Below are 17,731 nucleotides of genomic sequence, written 5' to 3'. Positions count from 1 at the left end.
GTACCGACGACATCCGTTTCGTGTCCTCCCCCTCCGTCAGCTTCGCTGCCACCTCCCCCTGGCGGGGGAGGATGGGATGTCGATGCAGGTCAGGTGGTCGGCAGTGCGGTGCAGGCGGTGCTGGTCGTGCCGAAGTTCGCGCGGTTCGAGTTGCACGTCCAACCGCGATACCAAGTGTCGGTCGTGCCGTTGACCGCGCCGACATACGAGGTATTCACCAGGAACGACGTGCCCGCCGGATTGAGCGTGGCCGCGTTGAACGCCGTCGTCGTGGTCGACACGCCGGCGGGCAGGAAGGTGCCCGTGACGGCCGAACCGACCGCGGCGCTTTCGGTGTTGTTGGTGCCGGCGCGGAACAGCGCCTGCTGCTCGGCGGTCGTCACCGTGATGCCGTTGACCGCAGTCTCGGCATAGGCCGAGGGGCAGCTGAACACGACCGAGTTGAACACCGGAGGCCCCTTGTCCTCGAGCGCCGCATTGGCCGGACGGATCGTCGTCTTGCCGCCGGCGTCGGCACCGGCGATCACGTTGAGGCAGGCGCCCGATGCGCTGCTGACGATGCCGTTGACGAACGTCGCATCCGCACCGCCGCGCAGACGGATCGCCGCGTTGGTCGCGGTCGAGGTCTGGATGAAGGTGAAGTTGGCGAGGTTGTAGGCTTGGCGCGGCAGTGCGTCTTCCGACCCGTTCGAGTCGATCTCGGTCGAGTAGTTGTCGGTCTGCGTGTTGGTCGGCTTCTGAATCGCGAGCACGAACTGCACGAAACCCTGCCAGCCGACATCGGTATCCAGGCCGTCATCGTCAGACCCGGTCAGCGCCAGATAGCGCAGGTTGGTACGGCCGCCGAAGATCTCGATGCCGTCGTCCGAGCTGTTGTGGATCTGGACGTGATCGATCGTGGTGCCCGACCCCGTGCCGCCGAGCGTCAGGCCCTGCAACTCGTTGTTCGGGCTGATGACGGTGCCCGAATAACGGATCTGGACGTAGCGGATCGTGCCGCTGCTGTCGGTCGGCGTCGCACCGCCGTACAGCGCCGTGCTGGTGCCCTCGACGACGTTCTCGCAGGTCGCCGAGCCGCCGGCGACGGTCGCGTTGCAGTTCGACACCGGCGCGCGGCCGGCGAGGATCACGCCGCCCCACAGGCCCTGCGATTCGTCGGTCACGCCGCCGGTCAGGTTGGCCTGCGCGGTGAAGATGATCGGCTGGGTCTCGGTGCCCTCGGCGAACAGCTTCGAGCCACGGTTGACGACCAGGAAGTCGTTGTCGGCGTTCGTCGTGTTGGCATAGACCAGCGAGCCGGCCGCGATCGTCAGCTGCGTGGCGATGCCGCCGGGTGCCGTGCCGGCACCACCGATGTCGACGCCGACATCGACGCGGCCGTTGATCTCATAGGCGACGCCCGCGACCTTCGGCAGCGACAGCGCGGTCGAGATGACGGCGGGCAGGCGGCACGAACGATAGTTGCCGAGGATGCCGACATCGGTGGTGCCGCTCGGGCACGACGTCGCGGGGGTGCCGGCGGCCGGCGTCGGGGTCGGGGTCGGCGTGGGGGTCGGGCTCGGGGTCGGCGTGCCGGGAACGACGATGACGCCCTCGCCCGGCGATGCGACGCTGTCCGCACCGTCGCAACCGGAGAGTGCGAGTGCTGCGGTGCCGGTCAGCAGAACGAGGCTGAGGCGCTTGAAGCTGGTCATAGGAACTCCCGGGTCGATTCGTTGATTGGATGGATCGACTCAGGCTCCCCCCTGCCGATCGCATCTCGGCGGTTAGGCGCGGTTCGTGACGCTTGAATGTGGTTTTCGTGACGGTCGGGTGACGCCGACGTTACGGTTCCGTGACGGTGGACCGCAGCGGCGATCCGGGCTATACGCGCCGCTTCCGATCTTCGATGCGATGCTTTAGGGCGGTGCGCAAACGCGTCCGCCTTCCGGCACTGGCGCTATTCACAAGACTTTCATCACGGGACTAATCGACGACAATGGCTTTCAAAGACCCCAGTTTCCAGGACCGTACCAACAGCGCCGCGCAGGCCAAGGCGAAGGCGCTCGAAGCGTTGCGCGCCAAGCCGCCGATCGACGAAGCGACGGTCGCCGAACGCCTCGCCGCGCGCGAAGCGAAGGAACTGGCCGAGCGCGAGAAGCGCGCCGCCAAGCGGCAGGCCGAGGCGGACGCCAAGGCTGCCAAGAAGGCCGAGGCCGAGGCTGCCAAGGCGAAGGCGCTCGCCGCCGCGCAGGTGTCGGTGATGACCGAAGCGGAAAAGAAGGCCGCACGCGATGCGCGCTACGCCGCGCGGAAGAACAAGAAGAAGTAAGAGCGCGCTTCCCCCATCGTCATCCCGGGCTCGACCCGGGATCCAGGGTTACGGGCGCCCGCGTTCGCGACCCTGGATCCTGACTTTCGTCAGGATGACGACGTAGAGGCCGGCACTGCCGCCCCCTCCCCCGCTTCCCAGCCACCGCCGAGCGCCTTGAACAGCGCCGCGGTCAGCTGTCGCAGTTGCGCATCGCTCGCCACCAGTTGCTCGCGCGCCGACAGCACTTGCGTCTCCGCATTCAGCAGCGCGTCCTGCGCAATGAAGCCGGTCCGGTATTGCGACTCGGTCGACTTCGCGCTGCTTTCCGCATCGACGACGGCACGCTGCAGCGCGGCATTGCGGCGGCGTTCGGCGTCGATCTGGATCAGCGGATCCTCGACGTCGCGCAGCGCCTGCAGCACCGTCGCGCGGTAGCGCTGATATGCCTGCTCACGGTCTTCCTCGCGGATCTTCACGGTGGACTTGCGCCGCCCCCAGTCGAGCAGCGGGAACTGCGCCGCCCCGCTGCCGGTCAGCTGCAGGCTGTCGCCCTGGAACAGCGTGCCGAGCGTGGTCGAGATCAGCTGCGCCATGCCGGTCAGCGTGAAGCGCGGATAGAGATCAGCGACCGCGACGCCGATATCGGCGGTCGACGCCGCGAGATCGCGCTCCGCCGCGCGGATGTCGGGACGCCGGCGCAGCAGGTCCGACGGCAGCCCGGCGGGGATGCTCGGCACCGCCAGCGCGGCGGTCGACGACGCGGCGAGTTCGGTCATCAGCGTCGCCGGCGGCTCGCCCAGCAGGATCGTGAGCGCATGCATCCGCACCGCGACGTCCGCGCGGATCGGCTCGGCGCGTGCTTCGGTCGTGGTGATCGAGCCGCGCTGGCGGGTGACGTCAATCGGCGGGACGAGCCCGACCTTGGCGACGTTCCCGGCGATCTGCAGCGCGCGGCGCTGGCGGACGAGTTCCTGTTCGATCGTCGCGATCTGCATCTGGTCGAGCCGCAGCGCGAAATAGGCCTGTGCGACCTCGGCCGCGAGCGTCACCGCGGCGTCGCGCTTCGACCAGACCGCGGCATCGGTCCGCGCGCGTGCGCCTTCGGTGCTGCGGCGGACGCCGCCGAACAGGTCGAGCTCCCAGCTGGCGTCGAACCCGGCGGAGAAGGTGGTGATCCCGCTGCCCGGCAGCGCGATGCCCTGCGACCCGCCAGCAGAGTCGCCCCCACCGCCGAACGCGCGCGCGAGCGAGGCGAAACCGGCATTCTTGCTGAATTCGACATGGCTGGCATTGGCGGCGGCGTTGACGCTCGGCAGGCCGGCGGAGCGCGCGACGATTTCCTGCATGCGCGCCTGGCGTACGCGCGACGCGGCGATCGCGATGTCGGGGTTGCCCTTCAGCGCACGGTCGACCAGCGCGTCGAGCTGCGGATCGCCGAACGCCGACCACCAGCGCGCGGGGTCGACGGCGGCCCCGGACACACCCTGCGGCCCGACGAACGCGGGCGGTACGGGCAGGTTCGGCGCGACGTAGTTCGGGCCGACGGTGCAGCCGGCGAGCAGGCTGGACGCCAGCAAAACGGAGAGAAGACGACGCATCAATGGGCTCCTGGGGGCGCGCTGCCGGTCTTGCCCGAGCGCATGAACAGCACGAGCGGGGCGACGACGAGGACGACGACCATCATCGCGCGGAAGACGTCGAGGAAGGCGAGCATCGTCGCCTGACGCTGCATCTGGCTGTACAGCACGGCGAGCGGCGTGGTGGTCGGATCGCCCTGCCCGCCGAACGCCTGCCCGGCCTTCGCCATCCAGTCGTTGTAACTGGGATCGAGCGGGTTGAGCGTCTGCGTCAGTTCCGACTGGTGCCGTTGCAGCCCCCCTGCGAGCTGCGTCTGCGCGAAACAGATGCCGATCGTGCCGCCGAGATTGCGCGAGACGTTGAGCAGGCTCGACGCCTGCGAGGTCTGCGTCTGCTTGAGTCCGACATAGGCGATCGCGTTGATCGGCACGAACAGGAACGGCAACGCCGCCGCCTGGAACAGCCGCGCGAAGGCCGCGTCGGAAAACGCGATGTCGGCGGTCAGATGGCTCATGTTCCATAGCGCGAACGCCTGGACCAGCAGCGCCGGGAACAGCAGCAGCCGTACGTCGATCAGCCCGCTCAACCGCCCTGCGAACGGCACCATGACGAGCGTCGCCAGACCGCCGGCGGTCAGCGCCAGCCCGGCGTCGAGCGAACTGTAGCCGAGCACCTGCTGCAGCATCTGCGGGATCAGCTGGGTCGTCCCGAACAGGATCATGCCGGTGACGCCCATCACCCCGATCGTCAGCGCGAAGTTGCGGTTCTTCAGCAGCTTCAGATCGATCACCGGATCCTTGTGGTTGAGCTCCCAGATGACGAGGCTGACCAGCGAGACCGCGGCGATGATCGCCGACATGACGATGAAGCCGCTCGCAAACCAGTCCTCGCGCTCGCCGCGATCGAAGGTGAGTTCGAGGAAGCCGAGCCCCAGCGCAACCAGGGCGACACCGATATAGTCGATGTGCAGCCCGTCCTTGAACCGTTCGTCGCGGTCCTTCTTCACCTGCTCGGGTTCGTCGACGAACGTCTCGACCAGGAACCAGGCGAGGATACCGACCGGCACGTTGATCAGGAACACCCAGTGCCAGCTCGAATATTCGACGATGTAGCCGCCGAGCGTCGGCCCGAGCACGGGACCGACGACGACGACGATCGCGAAGGCCGCGAACGCCATGCCGCGCTGCCTGGGCGGGAAAGTGTCGGCGAGGATCGACTGTTCGACCGGCGCGAGCCCGCCGCCGCCGATCCCCTGCAACACGCGCGCGACGACCAGCGTGCCGATGTTCGGCGCGAGGCCGCACAGCAACGACGCCAGCGTGAACAGCGCGATCGACAGCAGGAAATACCGCTTCCGCCCGATCGCGTCGCTGAGCCAGCCCGAGATCGGGATGACGATCGCATTGGCGACGAGGTAGCTGGTCAGCACCCAGGTCGCCTGGTCGGTGGTGATCGACAGCCCGCCCGAGATATGGTCGAGCGCGACGTTGGCGATCGAGGTGTCGAGCACCTCCATGAAGGTCGGGATCGAGATGATCGCGACGATCAGCCACGGGCTGTACTTGCCCGCGGCGGACCGCGACGGGCTCCATGCGGGCGCGGCCATGCTCAGCGGACCTTGACGGTGGGAACGACCGACATGCCGGGGCCGATCGGATAGCGGCGCGGATCGGGGCCGTTCTTCGCGTCGAACACGATCCGCACCGGAACGCGCTGGACGACCTTCACATAGTTGCCGGTCGCGTTCTGCGGCGGCAGCAGCGCGAACGCCTGGCCGGCACCGCGCTGGACCGAATCGACATGGCCGCGGAATTCGACGTCCGGATAGGCGTCGACATGGATCTCGACGGGCTGGCCGATCTTCATCAGCGTCAGCTGGGTTTCCTTGAAATTGGCCGTGACCCACATCTTATCGGGCACGATCGCCATCAGCTGCGTGCCGGGCGCGACGTACGATCCGACATTGACCTGGCGATTGACGACCTGGCCCGACACGGGCGCGGTCAGGCGCAGGTCGCTGATCGCGACATTGGCCTGCGCGACCTGTGCGCGGCGGGCGTCGATCACCGAGCGGGCGGCACCGACCTGGCGGCGGGCGACGCCGACCTGCGCGGCGGCGGTATCGACCTGCTCGCGCGCGGCGGCGGCATCGGCGGCGGTCTGCCGCGCGGTGCTGCGCGCCTGGTCGAGCTGCTGCCCGGCGACCGCGTTGGGGTCGAGCCGCAGCAGCGCCTCGTAGCGCGCGAGGTCCTGGCGCGCCTTGATCGCGGCAGCGAGCGGGACGCGGGCCTGGGCGGCGGCCTGTGCTTGCGACGCGAGCGCGGCGGTGACCTGCGCCTGCGCCTGCGCCAGCTGCGCGCGCGACTGTTGCTCGTTCGCCTGCGCCTCGGCGACCTGCGCGTCGCGACCCGACGCCTTGATCACCGCGAGCAGTCGACCCGCCTCGACATGGCGGTTGTCGATGTCCGCGACCTGGATCAGCGTACCCGCGACCTGTGGCGCGAGCCGGACGATATGCGTGTCGACGAACGCATCGTCGGTCGACTCATACTGCCTAGCATGGAGCCAGTAGAGCGTGCCGCCGATCACCGCGGCCGCGACCACGACGATCAGGATGATCCAGAACAGCGGCTTCTTGAACACCGACGGCTTGTCCGCCTCCACCCCATCCGACTGGTCATCGGACTTGTCGTCCGACTGGTCTTCTGGCGCGTCTTGGGACTTGGTCTCTGCCGCGTCTGCCTTTTGCGCGTCTGTCTCTGCTTCGTGATCGGGCTTGGTGTCGTCGGTCATGCTGGTCCCCGCATCGAATCGAGAATGGCGTCTATGTTGGCGTCGATCCGCGCCTTGATCTGCGCGATGTCGTCGGCGTCGAGCGTGTCGCGGTCGAGCAGCCGCAGGCAGGTCGCGCGGCTGGCGCGCAGCGCGAGGACCTGGCCGATCAGCGTGATCGTCGCGACCTGCGCCGCTCGCACCGGTTGCCCGGTCGCCAGCTGGACGAGCGCGGCGAGCGTACGGACCATCTGGCCCATCACGCCGCCATAGATGCGATCGAACGCCGCGCTGGGCTTCATCTGCTCGCGCATCACGAACAGCGTCCACTCGCCGCCGGCGTCGCTCGCCATCTTGTCGGTCAGCTGACCGAGGATCCGGTGAATGCCGCGGCGCGCCTCGTCCGGATCGGCGGCAGCGCCCGTTTCCTCGAAGATCCGCGCTTCGGTCATCGTCTCGGCCATCAGCGCGGCGATGCGATCGGCGGCCGCGAGGTAAAGCCCCTCCTTGCCGCCGTAATGGTAGGTGATCGACGACATCGCGGTCTGCGCCGCGGCGGCGATGCTGCGCGTGCTCGCACCGTCCAGCCCCTTGGCGCCGAATTCGCGAATCGCAATGTCCAGAAGGCGGGCATGGGCCATGCGCGGCGCATTAGTTCGATCGAACGAACGAGCATAATGACAAGTGCGTCATGTGTCGTGGTGGCTGTACGTCTTGACGTTCCGTCATCCTGACGAAAGTCAGGACCCAGGGTTACGGGCGTTGCGCTTGGGGCTCCGGGTCCTGACTTTCGTCAGGATGACGGGGAACGCGTGTCGGGATTCCCCTGAATGCCTAAACCATAAAGGCCCCCGGTTCCTGCGAACCGAGGGCCTTGAATATGGTGGGCGCGACAGGGATTGAACCTGTGACCCCACCCGTGTGAAGGGTGTGCTCTACCGCTGAGCTACGCGCCCCGAAACCGGGAAGCGGGCCTTTAGGCGGACGCCGCCCGCCTGTCCAGCCCTATCGATCGGTCGGCTTAGTTGACCGCGTCCTTGAGGCCCTTGCCGGCCTTGAACTTGGGCTGGGTCGACGCCTTGATCGTCATCGGCTCGCCGGTGCGGGGGTTGCGGCCGGTCGACGCCTTGCGCTTCGAGATCGAAAACGTCCCGAACCCGACCAGACGCACTTCGTCGCCCTTTTTCAGCGTCGCCGAAATCGCGTCGAACACCGCCTCGACAGCCTTGATCGCATCGCCCTTGGCCAGGCCCGAATGATCCGCGACCGTTGCGATCAGCTCCTGCTTGTTCATCAAAATCCCCCGGAAAAAGTATCGATCCGGCCACGATGGACTCACGGCCAGGATAGGGGGCCACTAACGCAACGACCTGCCCCGCTGTCAAACGAAACCGAGGAATTTGCGGCTAATGGCACGCCGCGCCCGACGTCCCGGCCCGAGCCGGAACGACGGGACGCAATCGCGCGAGCCGATCAGTGATGAACCGTCGCGCCCACCGGTGCGATCGGTGCCGGCGGCAACGCGGCCAGCTCGTCGGCATCGGTCCATTCGATCGCGGTCAGCGGCTCGGTCAGCGCCAGCCGCAGGACCTCGTCGACATGGCTGACGGGGACGATCTTCAGCCCCGCCTTGATGTTCGCCGGAATCTCGGCGAGGTCTTTCTCGTTCTCCGCCGGGATCAACACGGTCTCGATCCCGCCGCGCAGGGCCGCCAGCAGCTTTTCCTTCAACCCACCGATCGGCAGCACACGACCCCGAAGCGTCACTTCACCGGTCATCGCGACCTCGCGCCGCACCGGCACGCCGGTCATCGTCGAGACGATCGAGGTTACGATGCCGACACCCGCGGACGGGCCGTCCTTGGGCGTTGCGCCCTCGGGCAGATGGATGTGGATGTCCTTGCGGTTGAACAGCGACGGCTTGATCCCGTAGCTCGGCGCGCGGGCCTTGACGTAGCTGAACGCGGTCTCGATCGACTCCTTCATCACGTCGCCGAGCGTGCCGGTGAGCTTGGCAGCCCCCTTGCCCGACACGGTGACGCTCTCGATCGTCAGCAGCTCGCCGCCGACCTCGGTCCAGGCGAGCCCGGTGACCGCGCCGATCTGGTGCTCGGTTTCCGACAGGCCATGGCGATACTTCTGCACGCCGGCATATTCGCCGACATTCTCGGGCGTGATCGTGACGCCGGTGGTCTTGTTCTCGAGGATCTGGCGCAGCACCTTGCGGCACAGTTTGGCGATCTCGCGCTCGAGCGTGCGGACGCCCGCTTCCCTCGTATATTGCTGGATCAGCGTGCGCAGGCCTTCGGTCGTCAGCACGAACTCGCCAGGCTTGAGCCCGTGCGCCTCGATCTGCTTCTCGATCAGGTGACGCTCGGCGATCTCGACCTTCTCGTCCTCGGTATAGCCTTCCAGACGGATGATCTCCATGCGATCGAGCAGCGCCTGCGGCAGGTTGAGCGTGTTCGCGGTGCACACGAACATCACGTCCGACAGGTCGATGTCGACCTCCAGATAATGATCCTGGAACTTGCCGTTCTGCTCAGGGTCGAGCACTTCCAGCAGCGCCGATGCCGGATCGCCGCGGAAATCCTGGCCGAGCTTGTCGATCTCGTCGAGCAGGAACAGCGGATTCGACGTGCCGGCCTTTTTCAGGTTGGTCACGATCTTGCCCGGCAGCGAACCGATATAGGTGCGGCGGTGGCCACGGATCTCGGCCTCGTCGCGCACGCCGCCCAGCGACTGGCGGATGAACTCGCGCCCGGTCGCCTTGGCGATCGACTTGCCGAGGCTGGTCTTGCCGACGCCGGGAGGGCCGACGAGGCACAGGATCGGCCCCTTCAGCTTGTTGGTACGCGCCTGCACCGCGAGATACTCGACGATCCGGTCCTTGACCTTCTCCAGCGCGTAATGATCCTCGTCGAGGACCGCCTGCGCGGCGGAGATGTCTTTCTTGATCTTCGACTTCTTGCCCCAGGGGAGCCCCAGCAGCACGTCGAGATAGTTGCGCACGACGGTCGCCTCGGCGCTCATCGGCGCCATCGTCTTCAGCTTCTTGAGCTCGCCGGTCGCCTTGGAGCGCGCTTCCTTGCTCATCTTGAGCGTCGCGATCTTCTGCGTCAGCTCGGCGATCTCGTCGCCCTCGCCCTCGTCACCCTCGTTGCCGAGTTCGCGCTGGATCGCCTTCAACTGCTCGTTGAGGTAATATTCGCGCTGCGTCTTCTCCATCTGGCGCTTGACGCGGCTCTTGATCTTCTTCTCGACCTGCAGGACGCCGAGCTCGCCCTCCATCGCGACCATCGCCATTTCGAGGCGCTTGGCCGGATCGCTCTGCATCAGCAGCGCCTGCTTGTCGGCGACCTTGATCTGGATGTTGGCGATCACCGCGTCGGACAGCTTGCCCGCCTCGGTGATCTCCGACAGCTGGACCGCGGCCTCGGACGGCATCTTGCGGTTGAGCTTGGCGTAGTTCTCGAACTGGTCGATCACCGAGCGCATCAGCGCCTCGACCTCGGGGCCCGTCACCGCGTCGTCCTCGACCGGGAGAATCGTCGCGGTCAGATACTCGCCGCTCTCGTCCAGCGTTTCCAGCGTCGCGCGGCCCTTGCCCTCGACCAGCACGCGCACGGTCCCGTCTGGCAGCTTCAGCAGCTGCAGCACGGTCGCGGTCACGCCCATCGAATACAGGTCGTCGCGGCTGGGATCGTCCTCGGCGGGATCGAGCTGCGCGACGAGGTAGATCTCCTTGTCCGCCGCCATTGCCGCTTCGAGCGCCGCGACCGATTTGTCGCGACCGACGAACAGCGGCACGATCATGTGCGGGAAGACGACAATGTCACGCAGGGGAAGGACGGGATACTGGGTCATGAACGCTCCGTTGGTGCCCGTGCAGGGCGACTCATTGAGTCTTATATGGTGAGGATGAAGCATCCATCAATCGCCCGGGGCCAATGGATCGAACGGGCTTGTGCCGCGCACGGCCGGGCGCGATGACACCGCGATGACGATACGCCTTTTCCTCGCCGCCAGCACGCTGGCCCTCATCGCCGCCGCGCCGCTTCCCAAGAAGGGCGAGCCCGCGATCACCACGCAGACGCAGCGATCGGGCGGCGTGCTCACCCCCGAACAGACCGCACTGGGCTTCGAAAGCGCGGATCTGGCGTTCGAGGTGTTGCCCGAGACGCAGAGCCTCAACGGCATTGCCACGCTGGTGTTCAGGGCGAAGGCCCCGATCGCGCGGCTGCCGATCGATCTGGACCGCAACCTGCCCGTCTCGGCGATCGCGATCGACGGCGTTCCCCTGCCCGCCTCCGCCTGGACCAATCCCGAGGGTCGGCTGACCATCACCCTGCCTAGGCCGATCGCGGCGGGCGGGCGCGTGACCGTCAGGATCACCTATGGCGGCACGCCGCACGTCGCGGTGCGTGCGCCGTGGGACGACGGCATGGTCTGGTCGAAGACGCCCGATGGCCGGACCTGGTTCGCGACGACGGCCGAGGGCTATGGCTGCGACCTGTTCTGGCCATGCCTCGATTTCCCGACCGGCGAGCCCGGGATCGTCACGCTGCACATCACCGTGCCCAAGGGGCTGAAGGCGCCGTCGAACGGCGTGCTGCTCGGCGTCGACACGCTGGCGGACGGCCGCACGCGCTGGAACTGGCGGGTCAAGACTCCGAACACCTATGCGATCGCGCTCAACGTCGGGCCGTACGAGGAGGTCTCGGGGTCGTACAAGAGCCGGTTCGGCAACAGCATCCCGATGGCCTATTGGTATCTGCGGGGCGAGAAGCCGCAGGCGGACAAGCTCTTCGCGGAGTTCGCGCCGACGCTCGACTTCTTCGAGACCATGATCGGCCCCTACCCGTTCGGCGACGAGAAGGTCGGCGTTGTCGAGACCCCGCACAAGGGAATGGAGCACCAGACGATCAACGCCTATGGCAACGAGTACGCCAAGGCGCCCGAGGGGTTCGACTGGCTGTTCCAGCACGAGTTCGCGCATGAATGGTTCGGCAACCAGCTGACCGCGGCGAACTGGGACGATTACTGGCTGCACGAGGGCTATGGCACCTACATGCAGCCGCTCTATGGCGAGTGGCGTGAGGGCCGCGCGCGCTACGCCGCGATGATGCAGACGCAGCGCGCGCTGATCACCAACCGCAAGCCGATCACGCAGCAGCGCGTCGCCACCGAGGAGGAGGTGTACGAGGCGGACAAGGGCGGCGCGGGGCTCGACATCTACTACAAGGGGTCGTGGATGCTGCACACGCTGCGCGGGCTGATCGGCGACGCGGCGTTCTTCGACGTGACCCGGCTGGCTGTGTATGGCCGGCCCGATCCCAAGCCGGGCAATTTCAAGCCGCGGTTCGGATCGGCCAAGGAATATGAAGGCTTCGTCCGGAAGGTGACGGGGAAGGACTATGGCTGGTTCTTCGACGTCTATCTGCGCCAGGCCGCCCTCCCCGAACTGGTCGAGCGCCGCGTGGGCGGCACGCTGTCGCTCAGCTGGACGGTGCCCGGCGGCGGGAACTTCCCGATGCCGGTCGACGTACAGGTCGCGGGGAAGACGCACGTCGTGCCGATGATCGGCGGCAAGGGCAGCCTGCCGGTCCCGGCAGGCGCGCATATCGTGATCGACCCCGACGCGAAGATCCTGCGACGCAGCGTCGCCATCGAGGAAACCCAGGCATGGACCGCCCGCGAACGCCCGACACCCTGATCGGCGATATCTCGCCCCCCGCGCCGTTGCTGCCGCGCGTCGTCGAGATGGCGGCGATCTTCATGGTCGGCGACGGGCTCGTCGGCCTCGTCCAGCCGCGCCGCCATGTCGACCTGTGGAAGGAGCGCGCGCTCGGCGCCGAGATCGCGGTCCGCCCGTTCGTCGATCGCCCCGGGCGGCGACGGCTCTATGCGCTGGTGCAGATCGCGGCCGGGCTCGCGCTGGCCGCACGGCAGCGGCGGTGAGCTTGCGACGCCTGCCCTGGTGGGCGTTGCTGCTTGCCGGGTGCGACCCGCATTCGCCTGCGCCGCGCCAGACCACGGGCGGCGACGCAGCGGCAGGCGCGATCGTGTTCCGTCGCTGTGCCGCCTGCCACACCATCACCAGCAGCGGGTCGGACACCGACGGCCCGAACCTGTACGGCGTCGTCGGCGCGCCCGTGGCGGAGCGCCGACCACGCTTCGCCTATACCGCGGCGTTGCAGGCTGCGGGCGGTGTCTGGGACACCAAGCGCCTCGACACGTGGCTGGCCAATCCGCGCCGCATGGTGCCGGGCACCGCGATGAACTTCGTCGGGCTGCAGGACCCGAAGGACCGCGCCGACGTCATTGCCTATCTCGCCGCCAACGGTCCCTGATCACGGCATCACGGTCGTGAACAGATAGGCCGCGAAGATCACCAGGTGGACCGCGCCCTGCAGCACGGTCGTCCGCCCCGTCCCCAGCGACAGCGTCGCGACGAACAGCGACAGCACCAGCAGCACCAGTCCCTTCGGATCGATCCCGAGCGATATCGGCAGGTCGAGCACCAGCGACACGATCGCCACGCTGGGGATGGTCAGCCCGATCGTCGCCAGCGCCGAGCCCAGCGCGAGGTTGAGACTGGTCTGCAGCCGGTCGCGCCGGGCCGCCTTGTAGGCCGCCAGGCTTTCCGGCGCGAGCACCAGCGCCGCGATCACCACCCCGACCACGGCCTGTGGCAGGCCGGCGGCCGTCACCACCGCCTCGATCGTCGGCGACAGCGTCTTGGCGAGCAGCACCACCGCAACCAGCGCGACGAGCAACACGCCGAACGCGATATAGGTCGCGCGGGTGGAGGGCGGCGCGGCATGGTCATCCTTGCCCTCGGTCGCGGGCAGGAAATAGTCGCGGTGACGCACCGTCTGCACCAGCACGAACGTGCCGTAGAGGATCAGCGACACGATCGCGACGAACACCAGCTGCGACGAGGAATAGGTCGGCCCCGGCGTCGACGAGGTGTAGTTGGGCAGCACCAGCGACAGCACCACCATCGCCGCGAGCACGCCGAGCGCGGCACTCGCGCCCTTCAACGTGAAGCGCTGCTCGTGATGCCTCAGCGCACCCGCGAGCAGGCACAGCCCGACGATGAAGTTCACGATGATCATGATCGCCGCGAACACCGTGTCGCGCGCGAGCGTCGCCGCGTCGCCGGCGTTGGAGAGCATGAGGGAGACGATCAGCGAGACCTCGATCACCGTCACCGCGATCGCGAGGACGAGTGTGCCGAACGGCTCGCCGACCTTGTGCGCGACCACCTCGGCATGATGCACCGCCGCCAGCACGCTGCCGATCAGGACGACAGACGCGGCGATCGTGCCGGGCATGCCCATCTTGGCGAGGCCGAACAGCACCGCGAGCAGCCCGAGCGCGGGTGCGACCAGCGTCCAGGGCGGCAACGCCTCGCGGTCGGGCATGGTCTTGGCGGTGTCGGGGGCGGCGGCGGGTAGTGTGGCGGTGACGATAGGTCGGGCTCCTTCGTTGCGAGTGCACAACGAATGCGCGAGCGCCGCGATGGGTCCCTGCAAAAGCATTCCCTGCCGCGACATGCCGGCGGCGGGCGACCTCCATGCCGGGAGGCGACGGGCCGGAAGGTCCCAAAAGTCACCCCGAGACCGCCGCTGTCCTGATTACCACCCTGGCGGCGTGATGCGGAGACTGACGATCAGCCCCTACTCGCGCTCGCCCGCACGGTGGCGCGCGCCGACCCTCGACATCCCAGACTCTCCGCCGCGTTCCCGTCGGACGGCGGCCCGTTCGCGATGCCTTGCCCCGGATGCGATCACCCCGGCGACGCGGCCGAGCCGGCCAGCAGTCCGCCGTCGATGTTCACTTCGCTGCCGGTGACGTAGGTCGCTTCGTCCGAGGCCAGCAGGACCGCGATCGCCGCGACTTCTTCGGGCATGCCGAACCGCTTGAGCGGCGTGTCCGCTACCAGCGCCTGCATCCGCGCGTGGCGGTCGGGACCGTCGCCCAGCATCGGCTCCCACATCGGCGTGAGGATGGCAGCCGGATGGACCGAGTTGCACCGGATCCGCCAGCCCTGTTGCGCGCAGTAGAGCGCGACCGTCTTGCTGTGGTTGCGGATCGCCGCCTTGGAGGCCGCATAGGCCGCGGCGCCGGGAATGCCGACCAGACCCGATCGGGACGATATGTTGATGATCGACCCCGCCCCAGCCGCCTTCATCGCGCCGATCGCGTAGCGGCAGCCGAGGAACGTCCCGTCGAGATTGACCCGGTGGACCGCACGCCAGTCCTCCAGACTCGCATGCTCCGGGTCATGGGGAACCATGCCGGCCTCGAACCCGGTCACGCCGGCGTTGTTGACGACCACGTCGGCCGTCGGAACGATGCCGGCGAGCCGCGCCCAGTCGGCCTCCTCGCGGACGTCGAGCGGTTCGAACCGGCATCCGATCTCGGCCGCGGTTGCTGCGCCCGTTGCTGCGTCGATGTCGGTGGCGATGACGATCGCGCCCTCGTCATGGAACCGGGCCGCGATGGCGCGGCCGATGCCGAGCGCCGCGCCGGTCACGACGCACGTCTTGTTCTTCAGTCTTTGCATGATGGTCTCGAATTAGGAGTCGGACTGGCGGCGTGTTCCGCCGGCTCTGGTCTTTGCCGCTTCAGCGGTGACCCTGGATCATGTCGAACGACTCCCGAAACTTTGGGGAGGCTATTTCATCGAGCCGTCGGCGGCAATGCCCGACGTCCTTGCTCGGGCCGAACGCAAAACGGGCGCCGATCGCTCGACGCCCGCTTCGTTCAGCTCGCGGGAAAAGGATTAGGCGGCGTCGCCGGTCTTTTCCTTCTTGGTGTAGACGCGGATCGGTTCCTTGCGGCCCTCGATCACGTCCTTGTCGATCATCACCTCGTCGACGCCGTCCATCCCGGGCAGGTCGAACATCGTGTCGAGCAGGATGCTCTCGAGGATCGAGCGAAGCCCGCGCGCGCCGGTCTTGCGCTCGATCGCCTTCTTGGCAACCGTGACCAGCGCGTCGTCGGTGAAGTCGAGCTCGACCGACTCCATCTCGAACAGCTTCTGGTACTGCTTGACCAGCGCGTTCTTGGGCTCGCTGAGGATCTTGACCAAAGCGGGGATGTCGAGATCCTCGAGCGTCGCGATCACCGGCAGGCGGCCGACGAATTCGGGGATGAGCCCGAACTTGAGCAGATCCTCGGGCTCGACTGACTTGAGCGTCTCGCCGGTCTTGCGCTCGTCCGGCCCGGCGACATAGGCGCCGAAGCCGATCGACTTGCCCTGCAGGCGGTCGCCAATGATCTTCTCGATGCCGCTGAACGCGCCACCGCAGATGAACAGGATGTTGGTCGTATCCACCTGCAGGAATTCCTGCTGCGGATGCTTCCGGCCGCCCTGCGGCGGCACCGATGCGGTGGTGCCCTCCATCAGCTTGAGCAGCGCCTGCTGCACGCCCTCACCGCTCACGTCGCGCGTGATCGAGGGATTTTCGGCCTTGCGCGAAATCTTGTCGATCTCGTCGATGTAGACAATGCCGCGCTGTGCGCGCTCGACGTTATAGTCGGACGCCTGGAGCAGCTTGAGGATGATGTTCTCGACATCCTCGCCGACATAACCGGCTTCGGTCAGCGTCGTTGCGTCGGCCATCGTGAACGGCACGTCGAGGATTCTAGCAAGGGTTTGGGCGAGCAGCGTCTTGCCGCAGCCCGTGGGGCCCATCAGCAGGATGTTCGACTTCGACAGCTCGACGTCCGCACCCTTGGCGCCGTGGTTGAGGCGCTTGTAATGGTTGTGGACCGCGACCGACAGAACGCGCTTGGCGCGCTTCTGGCCGATGACGTAATCGTCGAGGACGTCGCAGATCTCCTGCGGGGTCGGCACGCCGCCATCCTTCTTGGACACGAGCGCCGACTTGGTCTCCTCGCGGATGATGTCGTTGCACAGCTCCACGCACTCGTCGCAGATGAAGACGGTGGGACCCGCGATCAGCTTGCGTACTTCGTGCTGCGACTTGCCGCAGAACGAGCAATAGAGGGTGCTCTTCGAGTCGCCACCGCTCAGCTTCGTCATCAAAACCTTCCTCGGTGCAGGTCCACCTGCACATATGTGGGCCGGGCATGGTAGCCCGGCCGTGTTCCATCCGACAATGGCATAATAGCCCTAATCTAATGGCCTATCGCTCCGCACGTCGCGTGCGGGGCTCGTCTCAGGCCGGCGGGGTCGCGTCGTCGGCAACCGCCGGACGCTTTTCGAACACCTCGTCGAGCAGGCCGAACGCCTTGGCCTCGTCCGCCGACATGAACTTGTCGCGGTCCATGGCGAACTCGATCGCCTCGATCGGCTGGCCGGTATATTTCGCGTACAGCTCGTTCAGGCGCGCGCGGATGCGCAGGATTTCCTTCGCCTGGATCTCGATGTCGGTCGCCATGCCCTGTGCTCCGCCCGATGGCTGGTGGATCATGATCCGCGCGTTGGTCAGCGCGACGCGCATTCCCTTCTCGCCACTCGCGAGCAGGAAGCTGCCCATCGACGCGGCCTGGCCGATGCAGACCGTGCCGACGCGCGGCCGGATGTACTGCATCGTGTCGTGGATCGCCATGCCGGCGGTCACCACGCCGCCCGGCGAGTTGATGTAGAGGAAGATGTCCTTCTTCGGGTTCTCGGATTCGAGGAACAGCAGCTGCGCGGTGATCAGCGAGGCCATGCCGTCCTCGACGCCGCCGGTGACGAAGATGATGCGCTCGCGCAGCAGGCGCGAGAAGATGTCGAACGAGCGCTCGCCGCGGTTCGACTGTTCGATGACGATGGGAACCAGGCCTGCGCTGGTCTGCTGCAGGCCGAGCCCGGCGCTGGCCAAGGGAGCCGCGAAGTCGCCGGTCTCGAACGGATTGTGCATGGAAATCTCTCTTATGCCCCAGTGAGCCGCCAACATCGGCGCTCGCGTCAGGGAGTTCAAGTAGTCTTACCCCTCTCCCCTTGTGGGAGAGGGGGGGGCTCGCCGCGTAGCGGTGGGAGGGTGAGGGGGCGTCGGGATGGGTGTGCGTACCCCAACTCCCCCTCACCCTTCCCACGCCTTCGGCGCGGGCCCCTTCCCTCTC

The 17,731-nt window shown here is 67.2% G+C and carries 15 protein-coding genes and 1 tRNA gene; 4 read left to right on the top strand and 12 right to left on the bottom strand.

Features of this window, described 5'->3' with window-relative positions; translation table 11 throughout:
• Positions 1-89 precede the first annotated feature (89 nt).
• A complete protein-coding gene (locus FSB78_RS03520) occupies positions 90-1,694 on the bottom strand; it encodes a hypothetical protein (protein ID WP_147080008.1) in 1,605 nt (534 codons plus the stop codon).
• Positions 1,695-1,978: 284 nt separating this feature from the next.
• On the opposite strand from FSB78_RS03520, the gene FSB78_RS03515 reads away from it, so the two are divergent.
• A complete protein-coding gene (locus FSB78_RS03515; protein ID WP_147080006.1) occupies positions 1,979-2,311 on the top strand; it encodes a DUF6481 family protein in 333 nt (110 codons plus the stop codon).
• 89 nt (positions 2,312-2,400) lie between these two features.
• Here FSB78_RS03515 and FSB78_RS03510 read toward each other — a convergent pair whose 3' ends face one another.
• The 7 genes from FSB78_RS03510 to lon all read right to left on the bottom strand — a co-directional run bounded on the left by FSB78_RS03510 (position 2,401) and on the right by lon (position 10,510).
• A complete protein-coding gene (locus FSB78_RS03510; RefSeq protein ID WP_242007978.1) occupies positions 2,401-3,891 on the bottom strand; it encodes an efflux transporter outer membrane subunit in 1,491 nt (496 codons plus the stop codon).
• Positions 3,891-5,477 carry a DHA2 family efflux MFS transporter permease subunit gene (locus FSB78_RS03505; protein WP_147080002.1) on the bottom strand — a complete coding sequence of 529 codons (1,587 nt, stop codon included), beginning with the start codon at positions 5,475-5,477 and terminating at the stop codon, positions 3,891-3,893. Before FSB78_RS03505 ends, FSB78_RS03510 begins: the two co-directional genes overlap by 1 nt.
• A 2-nt stretch (positions 5,478-5,479) precedes the next feature.
• Positions 5,480-6,664 carry an HlyD family secretion protein gene (locus FSB78_RS03500; protein WP_147080000.1) on the bottom strand — a complete coding sequence of 395 codons (1,185 nt, stop codon included), beginning with the start codon at positions 6,662-6,664 and terminating at the stop codon, positions 5,480-5,482.
• Positions 6,661-7,284, bottom strand: a complete 624-nt coding sequence (locus FSB78_RS03495; protein ID WP_147079999.1) for a CerR family C-terminal domain-containing protein — start codon at positions 7,282-7,284, stop codon at positions 6,661-6,663. Before FSB78_RS03495 ends, FSB78_RS03500 begins: the two co-directional genes overlap by 4 nt.
• 240 nt (positions 7,285-7,524) lie before the next feature.
• Positions 7,525-7,599, bottom strand: a tRNA-Val gene (locus FSB78_RS03490).
• 65 nt (positions 7,600-7,664) lie between these two features.
• Positions 7,665-7,937 carry an HU family DNA-binding protein gene (locus FSB78_RS03485; RefSeq protein ID WP_147079997.1) on the bottom strand — a complete coding sequence of 91 codons (273 nt, stop codon included), beginning with the start codon at positions 7,935-7,937 and terminating at the stop codon, positions 7,665-7,667.
• A 179-nt stretch (positions 7,938-8,116) separates the two neighbouring features.
• Positions 8,117-10,510 (bottom strand): endopeptidase La, encoded by a 2,394-nt coding sequence (gene lon / locus FSB78_RS03480; RefSeq protein WP_147079995.1) that lies wholly within the window; start codon positions 10,508-10,510, stop codon positions 8,117-8,119.
• A gap of 133 nt (positions 10,511-10,643) precedes the next feature.
• On the opposite strand from lon, the gene FSB78_RS03475 reads away from it, so the two are divergent.
• The 3 genes from FSB78_RS03475 to FSB78_RS03465 are packed head-to-tail and all read left to right on the top strand — an operon-like array spanning position 10,644 to position 12,996.
• The gene (locus FSB78_RS03475) at positions 10,644-12,359 is read left to right on the top strand and encodes a M1 family metallopeptidase (RefSeq protein WP_147079993.1); all 1,716 of its coding nucleotides are present in this window, start codon (positions 10,644-10,646) and stop codon (positions 12,357-12,359) included.
• A complete protein-coding gene (locus FSB78_RS03470) occupies positions 12,329-12,604 on the top strand; it encodes a hypothetical protein (protein ID WP_242007976.1) in 276 nt (91 codons plus the stop codon). The genes FSB78_RS03475 and FSB78_RS03470 overlap by 31 nt, the downstream gene beginning before the upstream one ends.
• Positions 12,601-12,996 (top strand): c-type cytochrome, encoded by a 396-nt coding sequence (locus FSB78_RS03465; RefSeq protein ID WP_147079991.1) that lies wholly within the window; start codon positions 12,601-12,603, stop codon positions 12,994-12,996. The genes FSB78_RS03470 and FSB78_RS03465 overlap by 4 nt, the downstream gene beginning before the upstream one ends.
• Here FSB78_RS03465 and FSB78_RS03460 read toward each other — a convergent pair whose 3' ends face one another.
• The 4 genes from FSB78_RS03460 to clpP all read right to left on the bottom strand — a co-directional run bounded on the left by FSB78_RS03460 (position 12,997) and on the right by clpP (position 17,529).
• Positions 12,997-14,184: a calcium:cation antiporter gene (locus tag FSB78_RS03460; protein WP_242007974.1), complete on the bottom strand. Its 1,188-nt coding sequence runs from the start codon at positions 14,182-14,184 to the stop codon at positions 12,997-12,999.
• A 254-nt stretch (positions 14,185-14,438) separates the two neighbouring features.
• A complete protein-coding gene (locus FSB78_RS03455; protein WP_147079989.1) occupies positions 14,439-15,218 on the bottom strand; it encodes an SDR family oxidoreductase in 780 nt (259 codons plus the stop codon).
• A 219-nt stretch (positions 15,219-15,437) separates the two neighbouring features.
• A complete protein-coding gene (clpX, locus tag FSB78_RS03450; protein ID WP_147079987.1) occupies positions 15,438-16,703 on the bottom strand; it encodes an ATP-dependent Clp protease ATP-binding subunit ClpX in 1,266 nt (421 codons plus the stop codon).
• Positions 16,704-16,839: 136 nt separating this feature from the next.
• Positions 16,840-17,529 carry an ATP-dependent Clp endopeptidase proteolytic subunit ClpP gene (clpP, locus tag FSB78_RS03445; protein ID WP_147079985.1) on the bottom strand — a complete coding sequence of 230 codons (690 nt, stop codon included), beginning with the start codon at positions 17,527-17,529 and terminating at the stop codon, positions 16,840-16,842.
• Positions 17,530-17,731: the final 202 nt, after the last annotated feature.

Source organism: Sphingomonas ginsenosidivorax (assembly GCF_007995065.1).
Taxonomy (GTDB): domain Bacteria; phylum Pseudomonadota; class Alphaproteobacteria; order Sphingomonadales; family Sphingomonadaceae; genus Sphingomonas; species Sphingomonas ginsenosidivorax.
Note: the sequence above shows the minus strand (reverse complement) of the source record. Positions and strands in the feature narration are given on the sequence as shown.

Excerpts from the sequence above, each read along its gene's own strand:
- clpP (WP_147079985.1), bottom strand. The coding sequence starts at position 17,529 with ATGCACAATCCGTTCGAGACCGGCGACTTCGCGGCTCCCTTGGCCAGC.
- FSB78_RS03520 (WP_147080008.1), bottom strand. The coding sequence starts at position 1,694 with ATGACCAGCTTCAAGCGCCTCAGCCTCGTTCTGCTGACCGGCACCGCA.
- FSB78_RS03455 (WP_147079989.1), bottom strand. The coding sequence starts at position 15,218 with ATGCAAAGACTGAAGAACAAGACGTGCGTCGTGACCGGCGCGGCGCTC.
- FSB78_RS03500 (WP_147080000.1), bottom strand. The coding sequence starts at position 6,664 with ATGACCGACGACACCAAGCCCGATCACGAAGCAGAGACAGACGCGCAA.
- lon (WP_147079995.1), bottom strand. The coding sequence starts at position 10,510 with ATGACCCAGTATCCCGTCCTTCCCCTGCGTGACATTGTCGTCTTCCCG.
- FSB78_RS03505 (WP_147080002.1), bottom strand. The coding sequence starts at position 5,477 with ATGGCCGCGCCCGCATGGAGCCCGTCGCGGTCCGCCGCGGGCAAGTAC.
- FSB78_RS03485 (WP_147079997.1), bottom strand. The coding sequence starts at position 7,937 with ATGAACAAGCAGGAGCTGATCGCAACGGTCGCGGATCATTCGGGCCTG.
- FSB78_RS03510 (WP_242007978.1), bottom strand. The coding sequence starts at position 3,891 with ATGCGTCGTCTTCTCTCCGTTTTGCTGGCGTCCAGCCTGCTCGCCGGC.
- FSB78_RS03515 (WP_147080006.1), top strand. The coding sequence starts at position 1,979 with ATGGCTTTCAAAGACCCCAGTTTCCAGGACCGTACCAACAGCGCCGCG.
- FSB78_RS03495 (WP_147079999.1), bottom strand. The coding sequence starts at position 7,284 with ATGGCCCATGCCCGCCTTCTGGACATTGCGATTCGCGAATTCGGCGCC.
- FSB78_RS03475 (WP_147079993.1), top strand. The coding sequence starts at position 10,644 with ATGACGATACGCCTTTTCCTCGCCGCCAGCACGCTGGCCCTCATCGCC.
- clpX (WP_147079987.1), bottom strand. The coding sequence starts at position 16,703 with ATGACGAAGCTGAGCGGTGGCGACTCGAAGAGCACCCTCTATTGCTCG.
- FSB78_RS03470 (WP_242007976.1), top strand. The coding sequence starts at position 12,329 with ATGGACCGCCCGCGAACGCCCGACACCCTGATCGGCGATATCTCGCCC.